This is a genomic window from Bradyrhizobium valentinum (assembly GCF_001440405.1).
GTDB classification, from domain to species: Bacteria; Pseudomonadota; Alphaproteobacteria; order Rhizobiales; family Xanthobacteraceae; genus Bradyrhizobium; species Bradyrhizobium valentinum.
In genome coordinates this window covers 52390-72962 of the sequence record NZ_LLXX01000242.1, presented here as the reverse complement: position 1 = coordinate 72962, position 20573 = coordinate 52390, and the positions used below count along the sequence as shown (strand labels likewise).

Annotated in this window: 18 protein-coding genes and 1 pseudogene; 18 read left to right on the top strand and 1 reads right to left on the bottom strand. The window is 64.9% G+C overall.

Features of this window, described 5'->3' with window-relative positions; genetic code table 11:
* Window positions 1–415 (top strand): alpha/beta fold hydrolase (locus tag CP49_RS46620; RefSeq protein ID WP_197423376.1); only part of this gene is annotated, 415 nt, incomplete at its 5' end.
* On the top strand, window positions 415–1866 hold the full coding sequence (locus tag CP49_RS41905; protein ID WP_082646515.1) for an MATE family efflux transporter: 1452 nt from the start codon (window positions 415–417) through the stop codon (window positions 1864–1866). The genes CP49_RS46620 and CP49_RS41905, both read left to right, overlap by 1 nt.
* Window positions 1867–1926: 60 nt before the next feature.
* On the opposite strand, the gene CP49_RS41900 is transcribed toward CP49_RS41905, so the two are convergent.
* Window positions 1927–2754 (bottom strand): DUF2066 domain-containing protein, encoded by an 828-nt coding sequence (locus CP49_RS41900; protein WP_245311144.1) that lies wholly within the window; start codon window positions 2752–2754, stop codon window positions 1927–1929.
* 397 nt (window positions 2755–3151) lie between these two features.
* On the opposite strand from CP49_RS41900, the gene CP49_RS41895 reads away from it, so the two are divergent.
* From CP49_RS41895 to CP49_RS41820, 16 genes and pseudogenes are all read left to right on the top strand, one after another.
* Window positions 3152–4402 (top strand): ABC transporter substrate-binding protein, encoded by a 1251-nt coding sequence (locus CP49_RS41895; protein ID WP_057855917.1) that lies wholly within the window; start codon window positions 3152–3154, stop codon window positions 4400–4402.
* A 128-nt stretch (window positions 4403–4530) separates the two neighbouring features.
* Window positions 4531–5358 carry a helix-turn-helix transcriptional regulator gene (locus CP49_RS41890; RefSeq protein WP_057855916.1) on the top strand — a complete coding sequence of 276 codons (828 nt, stop codon included), beginning with the start codon at window positions 4531–4533 and terminating at the stop codon, window positions 5356–5358.
* A 130-nt stretch (window positions 5359–5488) separates the two neighbouring features.
* A complete protein-coding gene (locus CP49_RS41885) occupies window positions 5489–6499 on the top strand; it encodes a branched-chain amino acid ABC transporter permease (protein WP_057855925.1) in 1011 nt (336 codons plus the stop codon).
* Between the two features lies 1 nt (window position 6500).
* Entirely contained in the window at window positions 6501–7583 is a 1083-nt protein-coding gene (locus CP49_RS41880; RefSeq protein WP_057855915.1) for a branched-chain amino acid ABC transporter permease, read from the top strand.
* On the top strand, window positions 7576–8358 hold the full coding sequence (locus CP49_RS41875; RefSeq protein ID WP_057855914.1) for an ABC transporter ATP-binding protein: 783 nt from the start codon (window positions 7576–7578) through the stop codon (window positions 8356–8358). The genes CP49_RS41880 and CP49_RS41875 overlap by 8 nt, the downstream gene beginning before the upstream one ends.
* A complete protein-coding gene (locus CP49_RS41870; protein ID WP_057855913.1) occupies window positions 8351–10588 on the top strand; it encodes an ABC transporter permease in 2238 nt (745 codons plus the stop codon). Before CP49_RS41875 ends, CP49_RS41870 begins: the two co-directional genes overlap by 8 nt.
* A gap of 2 nt (window positions 10589–10590) precedes the next feature.
* Window positions 10591–11424 carry a phosphoenolpyruvate hydrolase family protein gene (locus CP49_RS41865; protein ID WP_057855912.1) on the top strand — a complete coding sequence of 278 codons (834 nt, stop codon included), beginning with the start codon at window positions 10591–10593 and terminating at the stop codon, window positions 11422–11424.
* A 24-nt stretch (window positions 11425–11448) separates the two neighbouring features.
* Window positions 11449–14346 carry a flotillin family protein gene (locus CP49_RS41860; protein ID WP_057855911.1) on the top strand — a complete coding sequence of 966 codons (2898 nt, stop codon included), beginning with the start codon at window positions 11449–11451 and terminating at the stop codon, window positions 14344–14346.
* A 9-nt stretch (window positions 14347–14355) separates the two neighbouring features.
* Window positions 14356–14793, top strand: coding sequence for an SRPBCC family protein (locus CP49_RS41855; RefSeq protein WP_057842976.1), 438 nt, complete (start codon window positions 14356–14358; stop codon window positions 14791–14793).
* Between the two features lies 1 nt (window position 14794).
* Complete coding sequence (locus CP49_RS41850) at window positions 14795–15238, top strand: SRPBCC family protein (RefSeq protein ID WP_057855924.1); 444 nt, start codon at window positions 14795–14797, stop codon at window positions 15236–15238.
* Window positions 15239–15254: 16 nt separating this feature from the next.
* Window positions 15255–16073 (top strand): FAD binding domain-containing protein, encoded by an 819-nt coding sequence (locus CP49_RS41845; protein ID WP_057855910.1) that lies wholly within the window; start codon window positions 15255–15257, stop codon window positions 16071–16073.
* A gap of 5 nt (window positions 16074–16078) precedes the next feature.
* Window positions 16079–16558 (top strand): (2Fe-2S)-binding protein, encoded by a 480-nt coding sequence (locus CP49_RS41840; protein WP_057855909.1) that lies wholly within the window; start codon window positions 16079–16081, stop codon window positions 16556–16558.
* 11 nt (window positions 16559–16569) lie between these two features.
* Window positions 16570–18156, top strand: coding sequence for a xanthine dehydrogenase family protein molybdopterin-binding subunit (locus CP49_RS41835; protein ID WP_057855908.1), 1587 nt, complete (start codon window positions 16570–16572; stop codon window positions 18154–18156).
* A gap of 2 nt (window positions 18157–18158) precedes the next feature.
* Window positions 18159–19181: a xanthine dehydrogenase family protein molybdopterin-binding subunit gene (locus tag CP49_RS41830; RefSeq protein ID WP_057855907.1), complete on the top strand. Its 1023-nt coding sequence runs from the start codon at window positions 18159–18161 to the stop codon at window positions 19179–19181.
* Window positions 19182–19190: 9 nt separating this feature from the next.
* The gene (locus CP49_RS41825; RefSeq protein ID WP_057855906.1) at window positions 19191–20072 is read left to right on the top strand and encodes an AAA family ATPase; all 882 of its coding nucleotides are present in this window, start codon (window positions 19191–19193) and stop codon (window positions 20070–20072) included.
* Window positions 20069–20573 (top strand): annotated as a pseudogene (locus CP49_RS41820) (hypothetical protein); the annotation flags it as partial. The gene CP49_RS41825 and the pseudogene CP49_RS41820, both read left to right, overlap by 4 nt.

The following is a 20573-nucleotide window of genomic DNA, read 5'->3' as shown; positions in this document are numbered from 1 at the left end:
CGGGCCCGCGCCAAACCTCAGTATGGTGCCGAAGGGCGGCGGATTTCTGCAAGGACCCGGCGCGCCCAAAACCCTGCCATCCTGGATAAAAGAAAGCGACATCGACTTTTACGGCGAGGAGTTCGAGCGCACCGGCTTCCGCGGAGCGCTCAACTACTACCGCAACCTCGATCGCAACTGGGAAATTCTGGGTGCGATGGCGGGCCTCCAGGTGTCGGTCCCAGCGCTCTACATCGCGGGCGATCGCGACTTCCTGCTCTCCTTTCCCGGAACGGAACAGTTGCTCGCCAACCAGAAGAACTTCGTTCCCGGCTTGCGCAAGATCCAGATGCTTCCCGGTTGGACCCAGCAGGAGCGGCCGAACGAGGTCAACGCCGCGCTGGTGGAATTCATTCGAACTCTGCCGAGCCACTGATGACAACATTGACACCTTCTGAAGCGTCCTTGCCGCAACCGGTGGCCGGGACCGGCAGCGCGGCCGCCAGCCGGAAAGAAAGCGAAGCGGCGAAGGTCAGACAGAGGGCGATGCTCGACGGCCCGGTCCTGCCGACGCTCCTGAAGCTCGCGCTGCCGACCGTCGTGGTCCTGGTCGTGCAAACACTTGTCGGCGTGGCGGAGACCTATTTCGTCAGCTTCCTCGGGACCGAGGCCCTGGCGGGCGTCACGCTGGTGTTTCCCGTCTTCATGCTGATGCAGATGATGTCCAATGGCGGTATCGGCGGCGGCGTCGCATCGTCGGTCGCGCGTGCGATGGGCGCCGGCAAAGTGGCCGAAGCCGAGGCACTCGTACTGAACGCGCTCGTTCTCGCCATTGCTTTCGGAATCATCTTTGCAGGCGTGGAATGGCTGGCCGGCGAGATCGTCTATCGGTCGCTTGGCGGTCAGGCGGGGACCCTTGATGCGGCCCTCGGATACGGCCACGTCATCTTTTCCGGAGCGGCTTTCGTCTGGATCGTCAGCCTTCTCGCAGCGGCGCTTCGCGGCGCCGGCAACACCGTTGTTCCAGCGGTTATCATTCTGCTCGGCGTGTTCGTGCTTCTTCCGCTTTCGCCGGCGCTGATTTTCGGTTGGGGTCCTCTGCCCCGGCTCGGCGTGGCGGGAGCCGGCCTCGCCGTCGTCGTCTATTATCTCGTCGCTTCGATTGTGCTGATCGTCTCCTTACGTTCCGCGCGCGCCACGTTGCGCTTGCCATTCGACGCAAGGCTCATCGAGTGGCGGCTGCTCGCCGATATCCTTCGTGTCGGCGGACTGTCAGCCGTCGGCACCATCCAGGCCAATCTAACCGTCGTTCTGGTCACGGGCGCGGTCGGGCTGTTCGGCGCCGACGCCATCGCAGGATACGGGATCGCGTCCCGACTTGATTACATCCAGATCCCGCTCCTGTTCGCGTTTGGCAGCGCGGCGCTGACGATGGTCGGCGTGAACATTGGGGCCGGTCAGGTCAGACGGGCAGAACGCATCGCATGGATCGCCGCGCTTTTCGCCGCCGGCGTTACCGAACTGCTCGGACTTTTCGTGACGGCGTTTCCCCAGGCATGGCTGATGTTGTTCAGCACCGAGCCCGAGGTTCTTGCGGCCGGCTCGATCTATTTCCGGACGGTGGCGCCATTCTACGGCGTAGCCGGTCTTGGGATGCTGCTGTATTTCGCGGGTCAGGGCGCGGGCCGCGTGATGTGGCCGGTTCTTGGCGGAACGATCAGGCTGTTGATCGCGGCCGGGATCGGTTGGTTCGTTGTTGCCGGTCTTGGCGGAGGATTGCAGCAGCTATTCATCGCGGTCGCCGCGGGCTCGATCGTGTCAGGTGCAATTGTCGCAGGCGCGCTTTGGCTTCGTGGCTGGGGGCCGTCCGGTCACATCTTCAAATAAGTCCGGCGCGAGAAGTGCCGGACCGGCAACGAACGCGATGGGAACGACCGGCCGAGAAAATCAGTGAAGCTTGTTTCTTCGCGCTGATATCGATCTGGTTACAGGATCGCCGTTGCCTGACAAGACCTGGGCTGCGCCGCCGATGCCGCGTCGGAAGGCTTCATCAAATGTGACGCCGCGAATTTGCCAGCGATGCATCCGGCCGCCCCAGTCCATCTGCCACTGCGTGGCCCAGCCGAGCTCCCGATCATCCCAGACCAATCGCCCGACCACAACGACTTCGCCACCCTGCTCGGCCGCAACCGGCGCCAGCGCCGGGAAAGGCGCCGTCCTGAGCTCCGCGCCGGTGATGTTCGATTTCGCCAGCGCCGCCGCGCTGGGCAGCACAATGCCCATGCCACGCTTCTCCGCCGCGGCGAGCAGCGCGTCGCGCTGCAGATCGGACTGGGTGCCATCCGATGTCACGATATAGTTCCTCGGGCCTTGTTCCATCTCGACAAAGACCGCAAGGCGCGGTCGATGTGCAAGCCAGGGCCTGAGGCCGAACGCCCTAAGAACGTCGTCGATCTTGCTTTCCTCAAACTCCACGGTGAGATCATAGGGCCGGTCGCGGGTGCCCTGCTCGTCACGAACGGGCTTGCCTGCAAACTGATCGCGATAACTGAATGCCGTGACGAAACGCTTTGCCTTCGATTTATAGGCTGCCAATCGCCGGTCACCGGCGAGCTTCTGTGCGCCGGATGCCTTGATGAGGACGTCCTCCAGACACGCGGCAAAGCCAACGATGCGGTTCGCCTCGCCCTGGCCGGTCACGGTGACCTTGATACGATAGAGATCGCTGCCTGCGACGGCCATGGTACCGGCGCACAGGGTCAGCACGGCTGCCACAAATGTCCTGACAATCGCGCGGCCTGCGGCAGGGCATCTCGAGACAGGCCGACATCTCGCCACATGCAGATCAACCACGATCGACCCTCCGCGACACTGCTTTAGGGTGCTCTTCTTCCAACATTCATTCGTTTTTTCCAAGACTGCCCCTTCGCGGCGCAGCATTCAAAATGAGACTACCGGTCAAGTTGCGGCCAGTGAAGTTGCGCGCGCCGCCTCAGTGATCAGCTAGCTTTCGTCCGGCGATCCCGGTCGCAATGCACTCCTGGCTGCACGATACGCAACACACGATACGCAACACATGGGTAATCGGCCTCGACCGCATGGCGATTTTTGGAACGACCTGACGAAACAAGATCCAGCGATACAAGACCTGGCGATACAAGGGAGGGGTTCGATGTTGAGAAGCTGTGCGGGACTGGTCGCGCTAAGCAGTCTTTTGCTTTCTGGCGCCGCCATAGCTCAAGAGAAGATCAAGGTCGGCGTCACCGCGACACTCGAAGGCACCTATACGGTGCTCGGCGAGGACGGCATACGCGGCCATCAGACGGCGATCAATACGCTCGGCAAGAAGATCGGCGACAAGGAAATCGAATTCATCATCGCCTCCACGGATGCCACGCCCGACTCCGCGGTTCGCGCCGTACGCAAGCTGATCGAGCAGGACAAGGTGCAGATCCTGCTCTCGCCGCTATCCGGCGACGAAGGCATCGCGGTCAAGAACTTTGCCAAGACGCGGCCCGAGCTGACCTTCGTGAACGCCGCCTCGGGTGCACAGGAAACCACTTATGTCGACCCGGCGCCGAACTTCTACCGCTACAACATGGACGGCGCCCAGTGGCAGGTCGGCCTCGGCAAATACGCTTACGAAACCAAGGGCTACCGAAAGATCGCGACGGTAGGCGACGACTATTCGTTCATCTACACTCAGGTGTTCGGACTTGTGCTGGAGTTCTGCGGCGCCGGCGGACAGGTCACCAACCGGCAATGGGTGCCGCTCGGTACGAAGGACTTCGCCTCTGTTATTGCCGCCCTGCCCGACGACGTCGATGCGATCTATCTCGGCCTTGGCGGCGCCGATGCCGTCAACTTCCTGAACCAGTATCAACAGGCCGGCGGCAAGGCCCACCTCATGGGCGGCTCGATCATGGTCGACCAAACCATCCTCTCCGCCAAGGGCAACGCCAAGAATGCGCTGATCGGCACCATCGCGGCGAGCGGCCAGGCCGACACCTGGGAGGATCCAGGCTGGCAGAAGTTCGTGAAGGCCTATCAGGACGCCTTCCCGCCGAACAAGCGGTTCCCGAGCCCGTCGCTGCTCGCCACCAACTACTACAACTCGACGATGGCGCTGATCCTTGGGCTGCGTCAGGTCAACGGCGATCTCAGCAACAACCAGGCAAAGCTCAAGGAAGCCCTCGCCAAGATTGAGCTCGACGCGCCCAACGGCAAGATCAAGCTCGACTCCAACCGCCAGGCTATCGGAACCAACTTCGTCACCGAGGTGGTGGACGATGGCAAGGGCGCATTGTTCAGCAAGGTCGTGAAGGTCATTCCCAACGTGAACCAGACGCTCGGCTACGACCCGGCGGTATTCTCCAAGATCGGCCTGCCGAGCCGAACGGTTCCGGAGTGCAAGAAGTACTGAGTTCTTCGCATTTGCGAACGGGCCTCCGTCACGCCGGAGGCCCGGGCAAACGCCATCCAAGCTTGCATTCTCTCCGCGGATGTTGAACGCTGGCGGAAAAGACAAGAACATCCCGCGGGAGGGAAGGCATGAGCAAGGCTCTCGCCGTCTTCCACGGCCGGTTCGGTCGCGCGACGGTCTATCAGTTGAATCGTCCCTTCAACATGCACGCGCATCGTGAAGGGCATCTGATTTTTCATGTCGGCGGAACGCCGGCCCGCATTGACGTGTGCGATGAGCGATGGCTCCTCGCAGAAGACTCCATTGTTGCCGTCAACCCCTGGGAACCACACAATTTTGTTCCGACGGACGTAGAGAACGGCGCGATCTTCTTCGTCCTCTACGTCAACGCCGAATGGTTCGCCCCCGATGCGGCGCGGGCCCACGGCCTGCGGTTCGGCCGCACCTGCTTCAAGCGCACGGTCCCACTCGATCGGCACATCAGACGAACCGCAGCGCTGGTGTGCGGCGCGCCATCGCTGAGCAGCCTCGATTGTGAACTCAGGCAGTTGATCGACGGTTGCTATGACGAGAGCTGGCAGATATCCGAGCCGGTGCAGGAGACGCGCACCGCCGCCGCCGTCACCGACTTTCGCGTCCGCAAATCCATCAAGCTGATGTCCGAAAGCCCGGGCGCCGAGATCGAACTGGATTCGATCGCACGGGAGGCCGGCCTGTCGCGCCCCCATTTCTACAGGCTGTTCCGCACCCAGACCGGCGTCACACCGAACCTCTATCTCAATACACTCATCATGGAACAGGCCTTGGACGCGCTGGTCGCGACCGAAGTGCCGATCGCCGATATCGGCTTCGATCTCGGCTTCTCCTCCCAGAGCGGTTTCACGCGCTTCTTCGCAGCCAATGTCGGGATGGCGCCCACGGAATACCGCCGCGCCGCCAAAGTCTTGCGACCCTGAGCTTACCCGGCGCGAAAAGATACTGACAATCAAGTGCGGCGTTTGCGGCGCCATTAGGATGGTCCGAAAACGCGAGCCGAAACGGCCGCGGCGTCTGGGAGGACGGTATGGCGACGGCCGGGCTGCTACCGTGACAGGATTCATCGAACGCCATCCGGCATGGGCGCTGATCCTGCTGATCGCGATCGCGGTGATGCTGTGGCTGATCCTTGCCGTTTGGCCACCCGGCCTCGAAGAGGCGATCGGCAGGAAGCGGGTCTTCCTCAATGCCGTCTTCAACGGCATCACGCTCGGCAGCCTCTACTTCCTGGTGGCAAGCGGTTTCACCCTGATCTTCGGCCTGATGCGCAACGTCAATCTGGCGCATGGCTCGCTCTATCTGTTCGGCGGCTATGTCGGCTACGCCATCAGCGTCTGGACCGGCTCATGGGTGCTCGGCTTCATCATCGCGTTTATCGCGGTGGCGCTGGTCGGCGTCGTCCTGCAGATCGTCGTCTTCCGCCGCATGGAGGGCGAGGATCTGCGCCAGACCATGGTGACGATCGGGCTGTCGATCGTGTTTGCGGATCTGATGCTGTGGGTATTCGGCGGCGATTTCTATCAGATCCAGACCCCGAACTGGCTGGTCGGCCCGATCGAGTTGCCGCTGGTCACCGCGGTCAGATCGTCGGGCGAGGCGGTCTACCTGCGGTATCCGCTGGTGCGGCTCGTGATCTTCGTCGCCGCCGTCGTGATCGGCATCGCGATGTGGCTGGCGCTCAATCGAACCCGCGTCGGGATGATGGTGCGCGCCGGCGTCGATGACCGCGACATGCTTGCCGCGACCGGCGTGCCGATCCAGCTCGTCTTCGTTGTCGTGTTCGCGCTCGGCGCGGGGCTTGCCGGCATCGCGGGCGTGGTCGGCGGAACCTTTCAGTCGATTTCGCCCGGTGAAGATACCCGCTTCCTGCTGGCGTCCCTTGTCGTCGTCATTGTCGGCGGCATGGGGTCGATCCCGGGCGCGGCGCTGGGCGCCGTCATCATCGGCCTCGCCGAGCAGCTTGGCTCGGTCTACATCCCGACCTACGCGATCGTGGTGACCTTCCTGATCATGGTGCTGGTGCTGGCTCTGCGGCCGCAGGGCCTGTTGGCGAGGCGCTGACATGTCGTTGCTCCAGGGCGCGCATCAAGAGACCAGTCAGGCGGCACGAGCGCGCGCTGCGCTGCTGGCGTGGCCGGAATTCAACAAGCCGGCGGTCTGGCTGGTGGCGGCGATCCTCTTGATCATGCCGTTCATCGCCAGCGGCTTCTTCCTGATCGAGATCTTCGCCACGACGCTGATCCTCGGGACCATCGCGCTCAGCCTGATGTTTCTGGCGGGCTATGGCGGCATGGTCAGCCTGATGCAGCTCACCATCGCCGGTTTCGCCGCCTATATGGTTGCGGTGTTCGGCATGAGCGCCAACACCAATATCAGCCTCGGCTGGCCGTGGTGGCTCGCCACGCCGATGGCGCTGGTGCTCGCGACCATCTTCGGCACGCTCGGCGGCGCACTCGCGGTACGCACCGAGGGCATCTACACCATCATGATCACGCTCGCGATCGGTGCGGCCTTCTACTATTTCACCAATCAGAACTGGCCGATCTTCGGCGGCCACACCGGCATCAACACCATCGCCACGCCGAAATTCTGGGGCGTCGACTGGCGCTCCGACATCCCCTACTACTACGTCACGCTGGGCGTCGCAGCCTTTTGCTATTTCGCCGTTCAATATGTCTCGCGCGCCCCATTCGGCCTTGCGCTGCAGGGCGTGCGCGACAATCCCCGCCGCATGGCGGCGCTTGGTTTCAATGTCAATGCGCACCGCGTGGCAGCCTACGCCTTCGCGTCCTTTATCGCCGCGCTCGGCGGCGTTTTGCAGGTCTGGAACTATCGGCAGATCTCGCCCGGCTCGGTCAGCGTCGGAGCCTGCATCGATATCCTGATTATCGCCGTGGTCGGCGGCATCACCCGCCCCATTGGCCCCTTCATCGGCGCCTTCATCTTCGTCATCCTGCGCACCTTCGCGCTCGATCTGCTGGTCAAGTTCGGGCTCGACGGCAACCGCTTCCGGCTGCTGATCGGCCTCGGATTCCTCGCCATCGTGTTCTGGTCGTCGGATGGCGTGATCGGGCTCTGGGAGCGCTGGCGACGTCGCGCAACCGCTACTGATAAACGCCCGGGCGGAGGCCACGGTCATGGATAGCGCCGCGCAACGCTTCTCGGCCGTCGGCGCCGGCGCCGCGCTGGAGCTGCGCGGCGTCACGCGGCTGTTCGGCGCGCTCGCGGCGCTGACCGACGTCACCATCACGGTTCGCCCGGGAGAACGCCGCGCCGTCCTCGGCTCCAACGGCGCCGGCAAGACCACGCTGTTCAATTGCGTGACCGGCGACTTTCCGCCGTCGTCCGGCACCATCCGTTTCTTCGGCGAGGACATTACCCACTTCCCACCTTACGAGCGTATCCGCCGCGGCCTGCGCCGCACCTACCAGATATCAGCGTTGTTCCCTGGCCTCACCGTGCGGGACAACGTCTATCTCGCCTGCCGCGGCGTTTCCCGCGGGCGATTTTCTCCGCTCCGTCCGGGCGCGAACGACGCTCTCATGCATGCAGCCGAAGCGCTGATCCAGGCGGTCCATCTGAGCCCGGTCAGGGAGCAGCGTGTCGCGGAACTGGCGCATGGCCAGCAGCGGCAGCTCGAGATCGCGCTCGCGCTCGCCGGCGCGCCGCGCTTCATCCTGTTCGACGAGCCGGCCGCGGGCCTCTCCCCCACCGAGCGGCGCGAACTGATCGAAATCCTGACGTCGCTACCCGCCCACATCGGCTACATCATCATCGAGCACGACATGGATGTCGCGCTTCGCGTCGTCGAAAGCGTCACGATGATGCACAATGGCCGCGTCTTCAAGGAAGGCCTGCCGCACGAGATCGAAGCCGACCCCGAGGTCCAGGAACTCTATCTGGGGGCCGGCCATGAGTGATTTCCGCCGCTCCGCGCCTGCCCTCGAAGTCCGGGGCCTCGACGTCTATTACGGCCATTCGCATGCCTTGCAGGGTGTCGACCTGACGCTGGATTCAGGCGTGTTCTCGGTGGTCGGCCGTAACGGCATGGGCAAGACCACGCTGTGCAAGACCATCATGGGCTTGCTGCGCGCCAGTGGCGGTTCGGTTCGCGTTCGCGGCGAGGATATCACCCGCCTCAGCCCGGCACGAATCGCGCAGGCAGGCGTCGGCTATGTCCCGCAAGGCAGGCGGCTGTGGCGCTCGCTCAGCGTTTCCGAGCATTTGAGCCTGGCCGCCGGGATGCGGCGCGGCGCCTGGACCATCGATCGCATCTACGAGACATTTCCCCGCCTTGCCGAACGCAAGGACCATGGCGGCGCTCAGCTCTCGGGCGGCGAACAGCAGATGCTGGCGATCTCGCGTGCGCTTCTGACCAATCCGCACCTTCTCATCATGGACGAGCCGACCGAAGGGCTTGCGCCTGTGATCGTCGCCCAGGTCGAGGAAATGCTGGTGCGCCTCGGCGAGGACGGCGACATGTCGGTGCTCGTGATCGAGCAGAATATCGGCGTCGCCACCGCGATCTCGAAAAATGTCGCGATCATGGTCAACGGGCGCATCAATCGTATCATCGACTCCGCGCGGCTCGCGGCGGATCGGGAATTGCAACAACGTCTGCTTGGCGTTGGAGTCGTTGGAGTCCACGCCGGGCCGGAAGCGGATATCGAAGCTGCCGATGCAGGCGCCGAGGCTGAGGCGCGCCCTGCGCCGCCGCGCGCGCCGAGTACGGCACCGATCCGGATCTATATCTCCAATCCCACGCTGCCGACGCGCTGGTCGCAGCCGGCGCCCATCGCGCGCATCGAGGCCGCAGCGCGCACGCTTTCGACCGGCGTTGCGCGGATCGAAGACGCTGCGCGGCAAAAGCGCCAGGCCGGCGCCGTCGTACAAAGCGTGTCCGGACCGCCCGTCGTCCTCGTCGTCGGGACACTCGATACCAAGGGCGAGGAGCTGCGTTTCATTCGCGACGTGATCGCCCGGCACGGTCTGCGGACGCGCCTGGTCGACGTATCAACCAGCGGCAAGCTCTCCACCTGCGACGTCTCCGCCCAGGAAATCGCGCTCAACCATGGGCGCGGCGGATCCAGCGTGTTCGGGTCCGACCGCGGCGCGTCGGTAACGGCGATGGTGGACGCCTTCGCCAATTGGCTGCGCCGTCAGGGCAATGTCGCAGGCATCATTTCGGCGGGCGGCTCCGGCGGCGCCTCGCTGGTCGCGCCAGCCATGCGCGCCCTCCCCGTCGGCGTGCCGAAACTCATCATCTCGTCGGTCGCATCAGGAGATGTCGGCCCCTATGTGGGGCCTGCCGATATCACGATGATGTATTCGGTCACCGACGTGCAGGGCCTCAACGCGATCTCGCGCGCCGTGCTCGCCAATGGCGCCAACGCCATCGCCGGCATGGTGAAGGCGCGTCTCGACGATCGCGCCGGGTCCGAACGCAACGTGCCGGCCGATTTGCCGGCGGTCGGCATCACCATGTTCGGCGTGACGACGCCTGCCGTGCAGAAGATCGCAGCCGATCTGCGCAATGATTTCGAATGTCTCGTGTTCCACGCCACCGGCGTCGGCGGCCGCTCGATGGAAAAGCTGGTCGATTCCGGAATGCTGGCGGCCGTCATCGATCTCACTACGACGGAAGTCTGCGATCTCCTGATGGGCGGCGTGTTTCCCGCCACCGACGACCGCTTTGGCGCGATCATCCGCAGCCGCCTGCCCTTCATCGGCTCCGTCGGCGCGCTCGACATGGTCAATTTCGGCGCGCCCGACACCATCCCCGAACGCTATCGTCAGCGCAAATTCCACGTTCACAATCCGCAGGTGACCTTGATGCGCACCACGCCGGAGGAGAACGATCGCATCGGGCGCTGGATCGGCGACAAGCTCAACCGGATGGACGGGCCGGTGCGCCTCTTTCTCCCGGAAGGCGGCGTCTCCGCGCTCGATGCCCCGGGACAGCCGTTCTGGGATCCGGAGGCCGATGCGGCTTTGTTTACCGCGCTGGAGCGCAGCGTGCGCCAGACCAGCAATCGCCAGCTCATCCGCATCAAGCGCCACATCAACGAACCCGAATTTGCATCCGCCATCGTCAACGCGCTCCGCCCCCTGGTCGGACGCCCGGGGACCCGTCGGAAAGTCGCGAGGTGACCATGGCGAAGTTCGAACGCTCAGCGATTCTGAAGAAGTTCCGCAACATGGCCGCCAAGGGCGAGCCGATCGTCGGCGGCGGTGCCGGCACCGGTCTTTCCGCCAAATGCGAGGAAGCCGGCGGCGTCGATTTGATCGTCATCTACAACTCCGGCCGCTACCGCATGGCCGGGCGCGGCTCGCTTGCCGGCATGATGCCCTATGGCGATGCCAACGCGATCGTGGTCGAGATGGCCGGCGAAGTGCTCCCGGTCGTCACGAAGACGCCGGTGCTGGCCGGCGTCAACGGCACCGATCCGTTCCGCGACATGGACCTTTTCCTGGACCAGTTGAAGGCGCTGGGTTTTGCCGGCGTGCAGAACTTTCCGACCGTCGGGCTGATCGACGGAATCTTCCGCGCCAATCTCGAGGAAACCGGGATGTCCTACGCGCTGGAGATCGACATGATCGCCAAGGCGCACGACAAGGACATGTTGACGACGCCTTATGTGTTCAGCGAAAGCCAGGCTACCGCGATGGCGATTGCGGGCGCCGATATCATCGTCTGCCATCTCGGCCTGACCACCGGCGGCGCGATCGGGGCGCACACCGCGCAAAAACTCGAAGACTGCCCGGAGCAGATCGACACCTGGGCAGCAGCGGCACTCTGCGTCAATCCGGACATATTGGTGCTGGCCCATGGCGGCCCCATCGCCGAGCCTGATGACGCCGACTTCATCATGAAACACACGCGCAAGTGCCACGGCTTTTACGGCGCCTCCTCGATGGAGCGTCTACCAGTGGAGCGGGCGCTGACGGAACAGGTTCGTAAATTCAAGGCGATCGGCGCGCGATAACGCCGAGACCAAAGGGAGGAAGAGATGTCGGGGACTCTGGTTGGCGAATTGATTCTCTGGCTGATCGTCGCGGTCGTCGTGATCGCCATCGTCGTTTACATCGTGAACTGGCTCTACCACCGTTCATCGAAGGAAGTGTCCTTCGTTCGTACCGGTCTGCTCGGCGAACGTGTCGTGATCAACGGCGGCGCCTTCGTGCTGCCGTTCATTCACGACTACACGCCCGTCAACATGAACGTGCTGCCGATGGGAATCGTGCGGGCCAAGCATGACGCCGTGATCACCCGCGACCGCATGCGCATCGACATCGAGGCCGATTTCTATGTGCGCGTGCAGCCGACGCGTGAGGCGGTCGCGATCGCCGCCGCCACGCTCGGACGGCGCACGCTCGAGCCCGAGCAGTTGCACGCCCTGCTCTCCGGCAAATTCGTTTCCGCCATACGCTCGGTGGCCGCCGAAATGACCATGGAACAGATGCACGAGCAGCGCGGCGAATACGTCACGCGGCTCAAGGCCGCCGCAGCCGAAGCGCTGGCCCAGAACGGGCTTGAACTGGAGTCGGTCGCCATCACCGACCTCGATCAGACCGACCTGGAGTACTTCAACCCATCCAACCGGTTCGACGCCGAGGGCCTCACCCGCCTGATGGAGGACATCGAGGCCAAGCGCAAGCTGCGCAACGACATCGAACAGGATTCAATGATCAAGATCCGCACCCGCAACCTCGATGCCGAGCGCCAGGCGCTGGAGATCGAGCGCGAGAGCGAGACCGCCCGCCTCGAACAGGAACGCGACATCGAGATGCGTCGCGCCTTGCAGCGCACCGAAGTGGCGCGCGAGCGCGCGTTGCGCGAGACCGAGGCCGAACAAGCGCAGATCTCCGCCCGCGAGGCGATCGAGAAGGCCCGCATCGCCAACGAGCAGGCGATCGCCGAAGCCCGCATCTCCTCCGAGCGCGAGACTCGCCACCGTGAGATCGAGCGTACGCGCGCGGTGGAAGAAAAGGAACTGCTGGCGCGCGAGGAAATCGAAAAGGCCAAGATCGCCAATCAGCGCGCGGTCGATACGGCCCGCATCGCCTCCGAGCGCGAAGTGCGGCAGCGCGACATCGAGCGCACGCGGTCGGTCGAGGAAGCCGAGATCACGGCGCGCGAAGCGGTCGAGAAGGCGCGCATTCAGCAGGATCGCGCCATCACCGACGCACGGATCGCCAACGAGGAAGAAACCCGAAGGCGCGAGATCGAGCGCACCCGCGCGGTCGAAGAAGCCGAAATAGCGGCGCGCGAGGCCACTGAGAAGGCCCGCATTGCCCAGACCACGATCGTCAACGTCGAACGCATCGCCTCCGATGAGCGTACCCGCTCGCTGGAGATTGCGCAGGTCCGCACCATTCAGGAAGCGGAAATCGAGGCGCAAAAGGCCGTGGAAGCCGCGCGGATCGCCCGCGAGCGCACCCTCGCGGCGGAGCGGATCGGTGCCGAGCACGCTACGCGCAAGCTCGAAATCGAGCGCAACCAGGCGCTCGAAGTCGCCGGGATCACCGCGCGCGAGGCAACGGAAGCCTCCCGCATCGCGCAGGAAGAGCGCGTTCGCTCGCTCGAGATCGCGCGCAACCGCGCCATCGAGGAAGCCGATATTGCCTCGCGCGAAGCCATCGAGGCCGCGCGCATTGCCCAGGAGAAGGTGATCGCCGCCCAGCGCATCCGGGCGGAGAAGGAAACCCGGGGGCTCGAGATCGATCGCACCGAATCGATCGAGGCCGCCGAGCTCAAGCGGCGCGACGCGATCGAGCGGCGGCGCGTCGAGGTCGAACTGGCGTTGGAGGCGGAACGTATAGCCTCGTCGAAGACTCGCGAGGTGCTCAACATCGACCAGAAGAAGGCGGTCGAGATCGCCGACGAGGAGCGCGTGATCGCGCTCGCCGCCAAGCGTTCGGAGCGCATCGATGCCGATCGTCAGGTCAAGCAGGCCGAGATCATCGCGCGCAAGGAAGTCGAGACATCAGATGTCTCGCGCGAACAGGCGCTCGAGGCCGCGCGGCTCGCCCGCCGACGCGCGATCGAACAACTCGAAGTCGGCCGCGTCCAGGCGCTGCAGGAAGCCGAGATCGCCTCCCGCGAGGAAGTCGAGCGGGCCCGCATCGCATCCGACCGAGGCCTCGATGAAGCCCGCATCGGCCGCGAGCGCGATCTGCGCAAGCTGGAGGTCAATCGCGAGAAGGAAGTCGAAACGGCGCTGATGGAAAAGGCGATCGCCCTCTATCAGAAATCACTGGAAGAATCCGCCGCCAAGGTGGCAGCCGAGGATGCGCGCGCGGGGGCGACCGAGGCGGCCGAACGCGTCGTCACCGCCCGCGACAGCGAGGTCGCCAGGCGCCAGAAGACCATCGAGGTGCTGCTGGCGGAAAAGCGAGCCGAGGAGACCAGGATCGCCGCCGAAGCCGAGCGCGTCCGCGCCGCGGTCGAGGCCGAGGCGCAGCGGCTTCTCAACGAAGCCGAGAACGTGCTTACCGACCAGGCGCGCTACTCGCTGTTCCGCCGCAAGCTGCTCGATCGTATCGAGGGCATCGTGCGCGAGAGCGTCAAGCCGATGGAGAAGATCGAGGGTATCCGCATCCTTCAGGTGGACGGGCTCAACGGCGGTGGCGGCGGCAATGGCGGCCGCAGCGCCACAGACGAGGTGATCGACTCGGCGCTGCGCTACCGGGTGCAGGCGCCGCTGATCGACTCGCTCCTTTCCGACATCGGCGTCGAGGGCGGAAGTCTCGCCAAGATGCCCGGCCTCATTCGCGAAGCGCGCGACATGCAGGGCATCAAGGAGGCAACGTCACGCAGGAGCAGTCCGGGCAAGCCCGACGCGCCTCCTGCTGCCCCGGCTCCAGGCGAGCCGCCTGCCGAGCGCGGGCCGCGCAAGAAAGGTTGATAGCACGCCATGGCCCGGGTCTACGTCTCTACCGTCGTCAACGCCCGCAACGACCGCGTCTGGGCGCGCGTGCGCGACTTCAACGGCCTGCCAAACTGGCATCCTGCGATTGCAGAAAGCCGCATCGAGGGCGGCGAGCCCGCCGACAAAATCGGATGCGTACGGGACTTTCGCCTGCGCAACGGCGATCGCATCCGCGAGAAGCTGCTCGGCCTCTCCGACTACGACATGTTCTGCACCTACTCGATCCTGGAGTCGCCGATGGGGGTAGAGAACTACGTCGCAACCCTGCGGCTGACGCCAGTGACCGACGGCGACCAGACCTTCCTGGAATGGACCGCCGAGTTCGACTGCGCGCCCGAGCGCGAGAACGAACTCGTCAGCAATATCGGGACCGGCGTGTTTCAGGGCGGCTTTGATGCGCTCAAGCGCGCCTTCGGAGGCTAGCGTGCCGCATATCGTCAAAAGCACCATCCTTAACGCGCCGACCGACGCGGTCTGGAATGTGCTGCGCGATTTCAACGGCCATGACCGCTGGCACCCGGCGGTGACGACCAGCACCATCGAGCGTGCACAGGCGTCGGACAAAATCGGCTGCGTGCGCCGCTTCAAGCTGCAGGACGGCTCCGAGCTGCGCGAGCAACTGCTGGCGCTGTCGGACCTCGAACAGACCTTCAGCTATTGCCTGCTCGATACGCCGATCCCGATGTTCAACTATGTCGCCCATGTCCGGTTGCTCCCGGTCACCGACGGCGACCGCACCTTCTGGCACTGGGAATCCAGGTTCACCGCGCGGCCCGCGGATGCCGAGCGGCTGACGCAGATGGTCGCCGAACAGATCTATCAAGCCGGTTTCGAGGCCATTCGCCGGCACCTGAAGGAGGCCGCATGAACGCGGAGGCAAAGCCATGCCCGTCACGGTGAAGACATTCGCAAGTTTCGGCGAGGCGGCATCGGCATTGTCGTCCGACCGCGGCGCGCGCTATCTCGGCGGCGGCACGCTGGTGATGCGCGCTCTCAACGAGGGCGATATCTCGATCTCGACCGTCGTGCGCGCGACCGACCAGGCGCTGACGCGCATCGATGTCGCAAGCTCGCGCGTTACGATCGGCGCCGGCGTCACCTTCGCCAGGATCTTGGCCGAACGCGAGCTTGCGTTTCTGCACGCTCCGGCACGTTCGATCGGTGGACCGGCCGTCCGCAACATGGGCACGGTGGGCGGCAATCTGTTTGCATCCAGCCCCTACGGCGATTTCACCGTCGCGCTGCTGGCGCTCGACGCGACCGTGTCGGTCCAGGGCGGCCTCGGCGCCCGCGACATGCCAATCGAGGAATTCCTGCAATCCCGCGAACGCCAGAGCGGCGCGCTGGTGCTGGCCGTCTCCTGTCAGCGGCCTGCAAGTGCCGACGCCTTTCGCTATCGCAAGATCGCCCGTATCAAGCCGAAGGGCGGCTCGGTGATCACGCTGGCGGCGCACCTGCCTTCGAGCGGCGGCCGCATTTCAGGTGCGCGCATTGCGCTCGGCTCGATGGCCGCGACGCAAATTCGTGCCAGGGCCGCCGAGCGGGCGCTGGAGGGACGTTCGCTTGACGATGCGGCGATCAACGCTGCTGCAGCGGTAGCCGCCGAAGGTGTGTCACCCACAGATAATGCCCTCGGCAGCGCCTGGTATCGCCGCGAGATCGTCGGCGTTCATCTTCGTCGCCTGCTGTCCGGCCTGGAGTAAGCATCATGACCAAGACCCCGCTCCAGTTTCGTCACAATGGCCGCGACGTCGCGCTGTTCGTCGACGGCGGCGTCAATCTGCTGGTCGCGCTCCGCGAATTGATCGGCGACATGACGCCGAAATTCGGCTGCGGCCAGGGCGGATGCGGCGCCTGCGGCGTGCTGATCGACGGCGAGCTGCATCTCTCCTGCCTGACACTGGCGGAAACCGTGAACGGCCGCACCGTCGAGACGCTCGACGGTTTGAAGGATGGCCCCAACCTGCATCCGCTGCAGCGCGCCTTCATGGAGCAATTCGCGGCGCAGTGCGGCTACTGCACGCCGGGCATGCTGATGGCGGCGAAAGCGCTGCTCGATCGCAATCCGTCGCCGACCCGCGCCGAGGTCATCGAGGCGATCTCCGGCAACATCTGCCGCTGCACCGGCTACGAGCCGATCATCAACGCCGTCCTCGCTGCCGCCACGGGCGGACGCGCCCGCGCCTAAAGGGAACGACCATGCTGGAACTGCGCAAGGACATCTTCGCCGACGAGCGCGACGATAATTTGAAAGAGATCGGAAAAGGCACGCAGCGCCAGGACATGCTCGGGCATGTCACGGGCACCTCGACCTATTTCGACGACCACAAGCTGCAGGGCATGCTGCATCTCAAGGTGCTGCGCAGCCCGCACGCTCACGCCCGTCTGCGCCGCATCGACACGATGGAAGCGGAGCGTTCGTCCGGCGTGCGGCGCATCATCCGCGGCGCCGACGTGCCGGTCAATCTCAACACGCTCCTCAGCCTCATCAACTTTGGCAAGGACGACGAGCCGTCGCTCGCCGTCGACAAGGTGCGCTACAAGGGCGAGCCGGTCGTCGCCGTCGTCGCCGATAGCCCGCGCGAGGCCTATGAGGCGATGGCGAAAGTGCGCGTCGATTACGAGCCGCTGCCCGCGGTGTTCGACGTCGAGGAGGCGCTGAAACCGGGCGCGCCCGTTGTCAACGAGACATACCCCAAGAACACCTTCACCTATCACGACGTCTACGATCACCAGAAGCTGCGCTTCGGCGATGTCGAGCGCGGTTTCGCCGAGGCGGACCATGTGCTCGAACAGCGTTACCAGATGTCGCCGATCGAGCACGCGCCGACGGAAACCAACGGTTCGATCGCAGCCCCCGACACCAACGGCCGTTATGTCGTCTACACCTCGACGCAGGCTTTGTTCTTCTCGCTCGATACCTGCGCTAAAATCCTCGACGTGCCCTCCAACACCTTCCACTTCATCGGCGGAACTGTCGGCGGCGGTTTCGGAGGCAAAGTGGATACGCTCACCGAACCGCTCGCCATTCTCGGCGCGATGCTGACCGGGCGTCCGGTGCGCTATCAGCTCGGCCGCGAAGAGGAGATGCAGTTCGGCTCGCCGCGCGGCGCCGAGCGAATCTACATCAAGGACGGCGTGATGCGCGACGGGCGCATCGTCGCGCGCAAGATCCGCGCCTATTTCGACAGCGGCGCCTATACCCGGCTTTCAAGTTATGCGGTGGTCAAATGCGTGGCTCACCTGCCCGGCCCTTACACGATCCCGAACGTCCATGGCGACGTCTACTGCGTGTTCACCAACCGCACGCCGGCGACCGCGATGCGCGGCTTCGGCGTGACGGCGATGGACTTTGCGCTCGAATGCCAGATGGACAAGCTCGCCCATCTCGTCGGCATCGACCCGATGGAATTTCGCATCCTCAACGCCTATCGCGACGGCGACATGAAGGCGCACCGGCGCGAGGCCAAGAATACCGCGCTGATCGAATGCGTCCAGGTCGCCGCCGAAAAGGCCAAGTGGCCGCTTCGCGAAGAGGCGAAGCGCATGTCATCGCGCAAGGATGGCGGCGGCAACCGGGCGGCGATATCGCCGACCCCGCTCGAACATGTTCCGCAACGCGCCGCGGTCTCGCAACAGCGAACCACCTACGATCGCGCGCCGCCTGCAACGACCCAGCAACCGCCGCCGTCTTCGCCGACGCCGCCTCCTCCGCGGCCGCCGGCTCCGTCGCCGTCGCATGGCGCCACCCGCTTTTCTTCCGTCTTCGGCACCAGGAGGCGCTGACCATGGCAAAACATCGTGGACGCGGCATCGCCTCGATCAACTATCCCATCGGCATGAACCTCGGCGGCGACCCCAGTCAGGCGCTGGTTCATTCCAACCCCAGCGGCAAGTTCACGGTGTCGCTGTCGTCGATCGATCTCGGCCAGGGCATGAAATCGGTGACGCGGCAGATCTGCGCGGAGACGCTCGGCGTTCCCGTCGAGGACGTCTATGTCGACACGGCAGATTCAGACACCGGCCCGCATTGCATGGGCTCTTTCGCCTCGCGTGGCACGCATCGCGTCGGCAATGCGGTAATGGCGGCAGCCAAGGAGGCGCGCGGCGTCATGATGGAAGCTGCCGCCGAGGAACTGGAGGTCAACGCCGCCGATCTCGACACTGACGGGCGCGGTAACATCCACGTCAAGGGCGCGCCGCACCGCTCGATCTCCACCAAGGACGTCGCCATCGCCGCGCAGTTCAAGCAAGGCAAGACGATATCGGGACGCGGCATCTTTCTGGTGCCGCTGTCCGAGGTCGATCCCGAAACCGGCGAGATGTCGCCCGCGACCTGCTACGCGCACGCCTGTCTGGTTGCCGAGGTCGAAGTGGATGACGAGACCGGCGAGGTCGCGATGGTGCGCATGGACAGCGCGTATGAGCTGGGCCGCGCGCTCAATCCGCGGCTGGTGGAGCAGCAGCTCGTCGGCGGCGCATGGATGGGGATCAGCCACGCGCTGTTTGAAACGCCCGAGCCGTACTATCCCGACCCCGCTCACGGCCCGCGCGACTTCGTCGAATATCTGATGCCTGGCCCCGGCGACGTCTGCCCGCATGATATCGCGGTGCTGGAACGCCCCGCAGCCGATGGGCCGTTCGGCGCCAAGGGTCCCGGCGAGATGTGCGCCAACCCGGTGCTGCCGGCGGTCGCCAACGCGATCTTCAATGCGGTCGGCGTGCGGATGGATGAACTGCCGATTACGCCGGAAAAAGTCTTGCGGGCGATCAAGGCGCAGGGCGGCGCGCGGCCGCAGGCGCGGCGCTGAGGCTGGCACATGACAGTCCGCGGCAACATCGTCGGCATCGACAGCCCGGAGGCGCTCGAACGTGCCTTGCGGACGGCGTATTACCTTGCGGACGACGGCCTCGCGACGGCGGCCTACCTGGCGCTTGCGCTCGGCAAGCCGCTGCTCTTGGAGGGCGCGCCGGGTGTCGGCAAGACCGAAGCTGCAAAGGCCATCGCCGCCGTGCTCGGCCGCCGCCTGATCCGCCTGCAATGCTATGAGGGCATCGACGCATCGGCCGCGCTCTACGAGTGGAACTATCCGCGCCAGATGCTCGCGATCCGCCAGGCCGGCGAGGAGACGATCGACATCTATGGCGAGACTTTCCTGATCGAGCGGCCGATGCTCGCTTCCTTGCGCGCGCCCGACTCGACCGTCCTGCTGATCGACGAAATCGACCGCGCCGACCAGGAGTTCGAGGCGTTTCTGCTCGAATTCCTCTCCGACTTCCAGATTTCAATTCCGGAGCGCGGCACGGTGCGCGCCACAGAACGTCCCGTCGTGGTGCTGACGTCGAACCGCACCCGCGACCTGCACGAGGCGCTCCGCCGCCGCTGCGTCTATCACTGGATCGAATATCCCACCGCCGAGCGCGAGGCGCGCATCGTGATGATGCGGGCATCGAGCGTCGCCGAAGCAACCGCACGCGCCGTCGTCGCCGCCGTCGGCAGGCTGCGGCGCGAACCGCTCAGCAAGGCGCCGGGCATCGCTGAAGCCGTGGATTGGGCCGAAGCAGCCACGCTGTTGCACGAACGCGGCGCGCGCTGGCCGGATGCCTTCAAGCGCTCGATCGGCGTTGCGCTGAAGGACGAAGAGGATCTCACCTTCATCTCCGGCCGGCTCGACGCCCTCATTGCGGAGGCTGCAGCGTGAGCGAGCTTCAACTGCCGCATCCTGTCCGCGTCTTCGTGTCCTTTGTCGCACTGCTGCGCGCCAACGGTTTTGCGGTGGCGCCGGAACAGACAACGGCGTTCCTGGCCGCGATCGAGTTGCTGGGGCCGCGCAGCATGGAGGCGATCAGGCAGGCGGGATTGGCAACGCTCGCCCCACCACCGGAGCGGCGCGCGACCTACGACCGGCTGTTCGACATCCATTTCCTCGGCAGCGAAGTGGTGGATCGGGCGAGCGCGGAAGATGAGGAAGTGCTTCGCCTGCAGGAGGAAGGACGCGGCGAGGACGAAACGCTGCTGGCTGATGAGGCCAACGAGTCCGGACTTGCGGCGGCGCGTGCGGAGGCGTTGGTCGAACGCCGCTTCGCGCCAAGCCAAACCGGCGAAGCCTTGCGCCGTCTCGCGCGCGAGGCTCCTACCCGACTGCCGCGACGTCGCGGCCATCGCCGCATGCGCGCGCGTCGCGGCCCGTGGGCGGATCTGC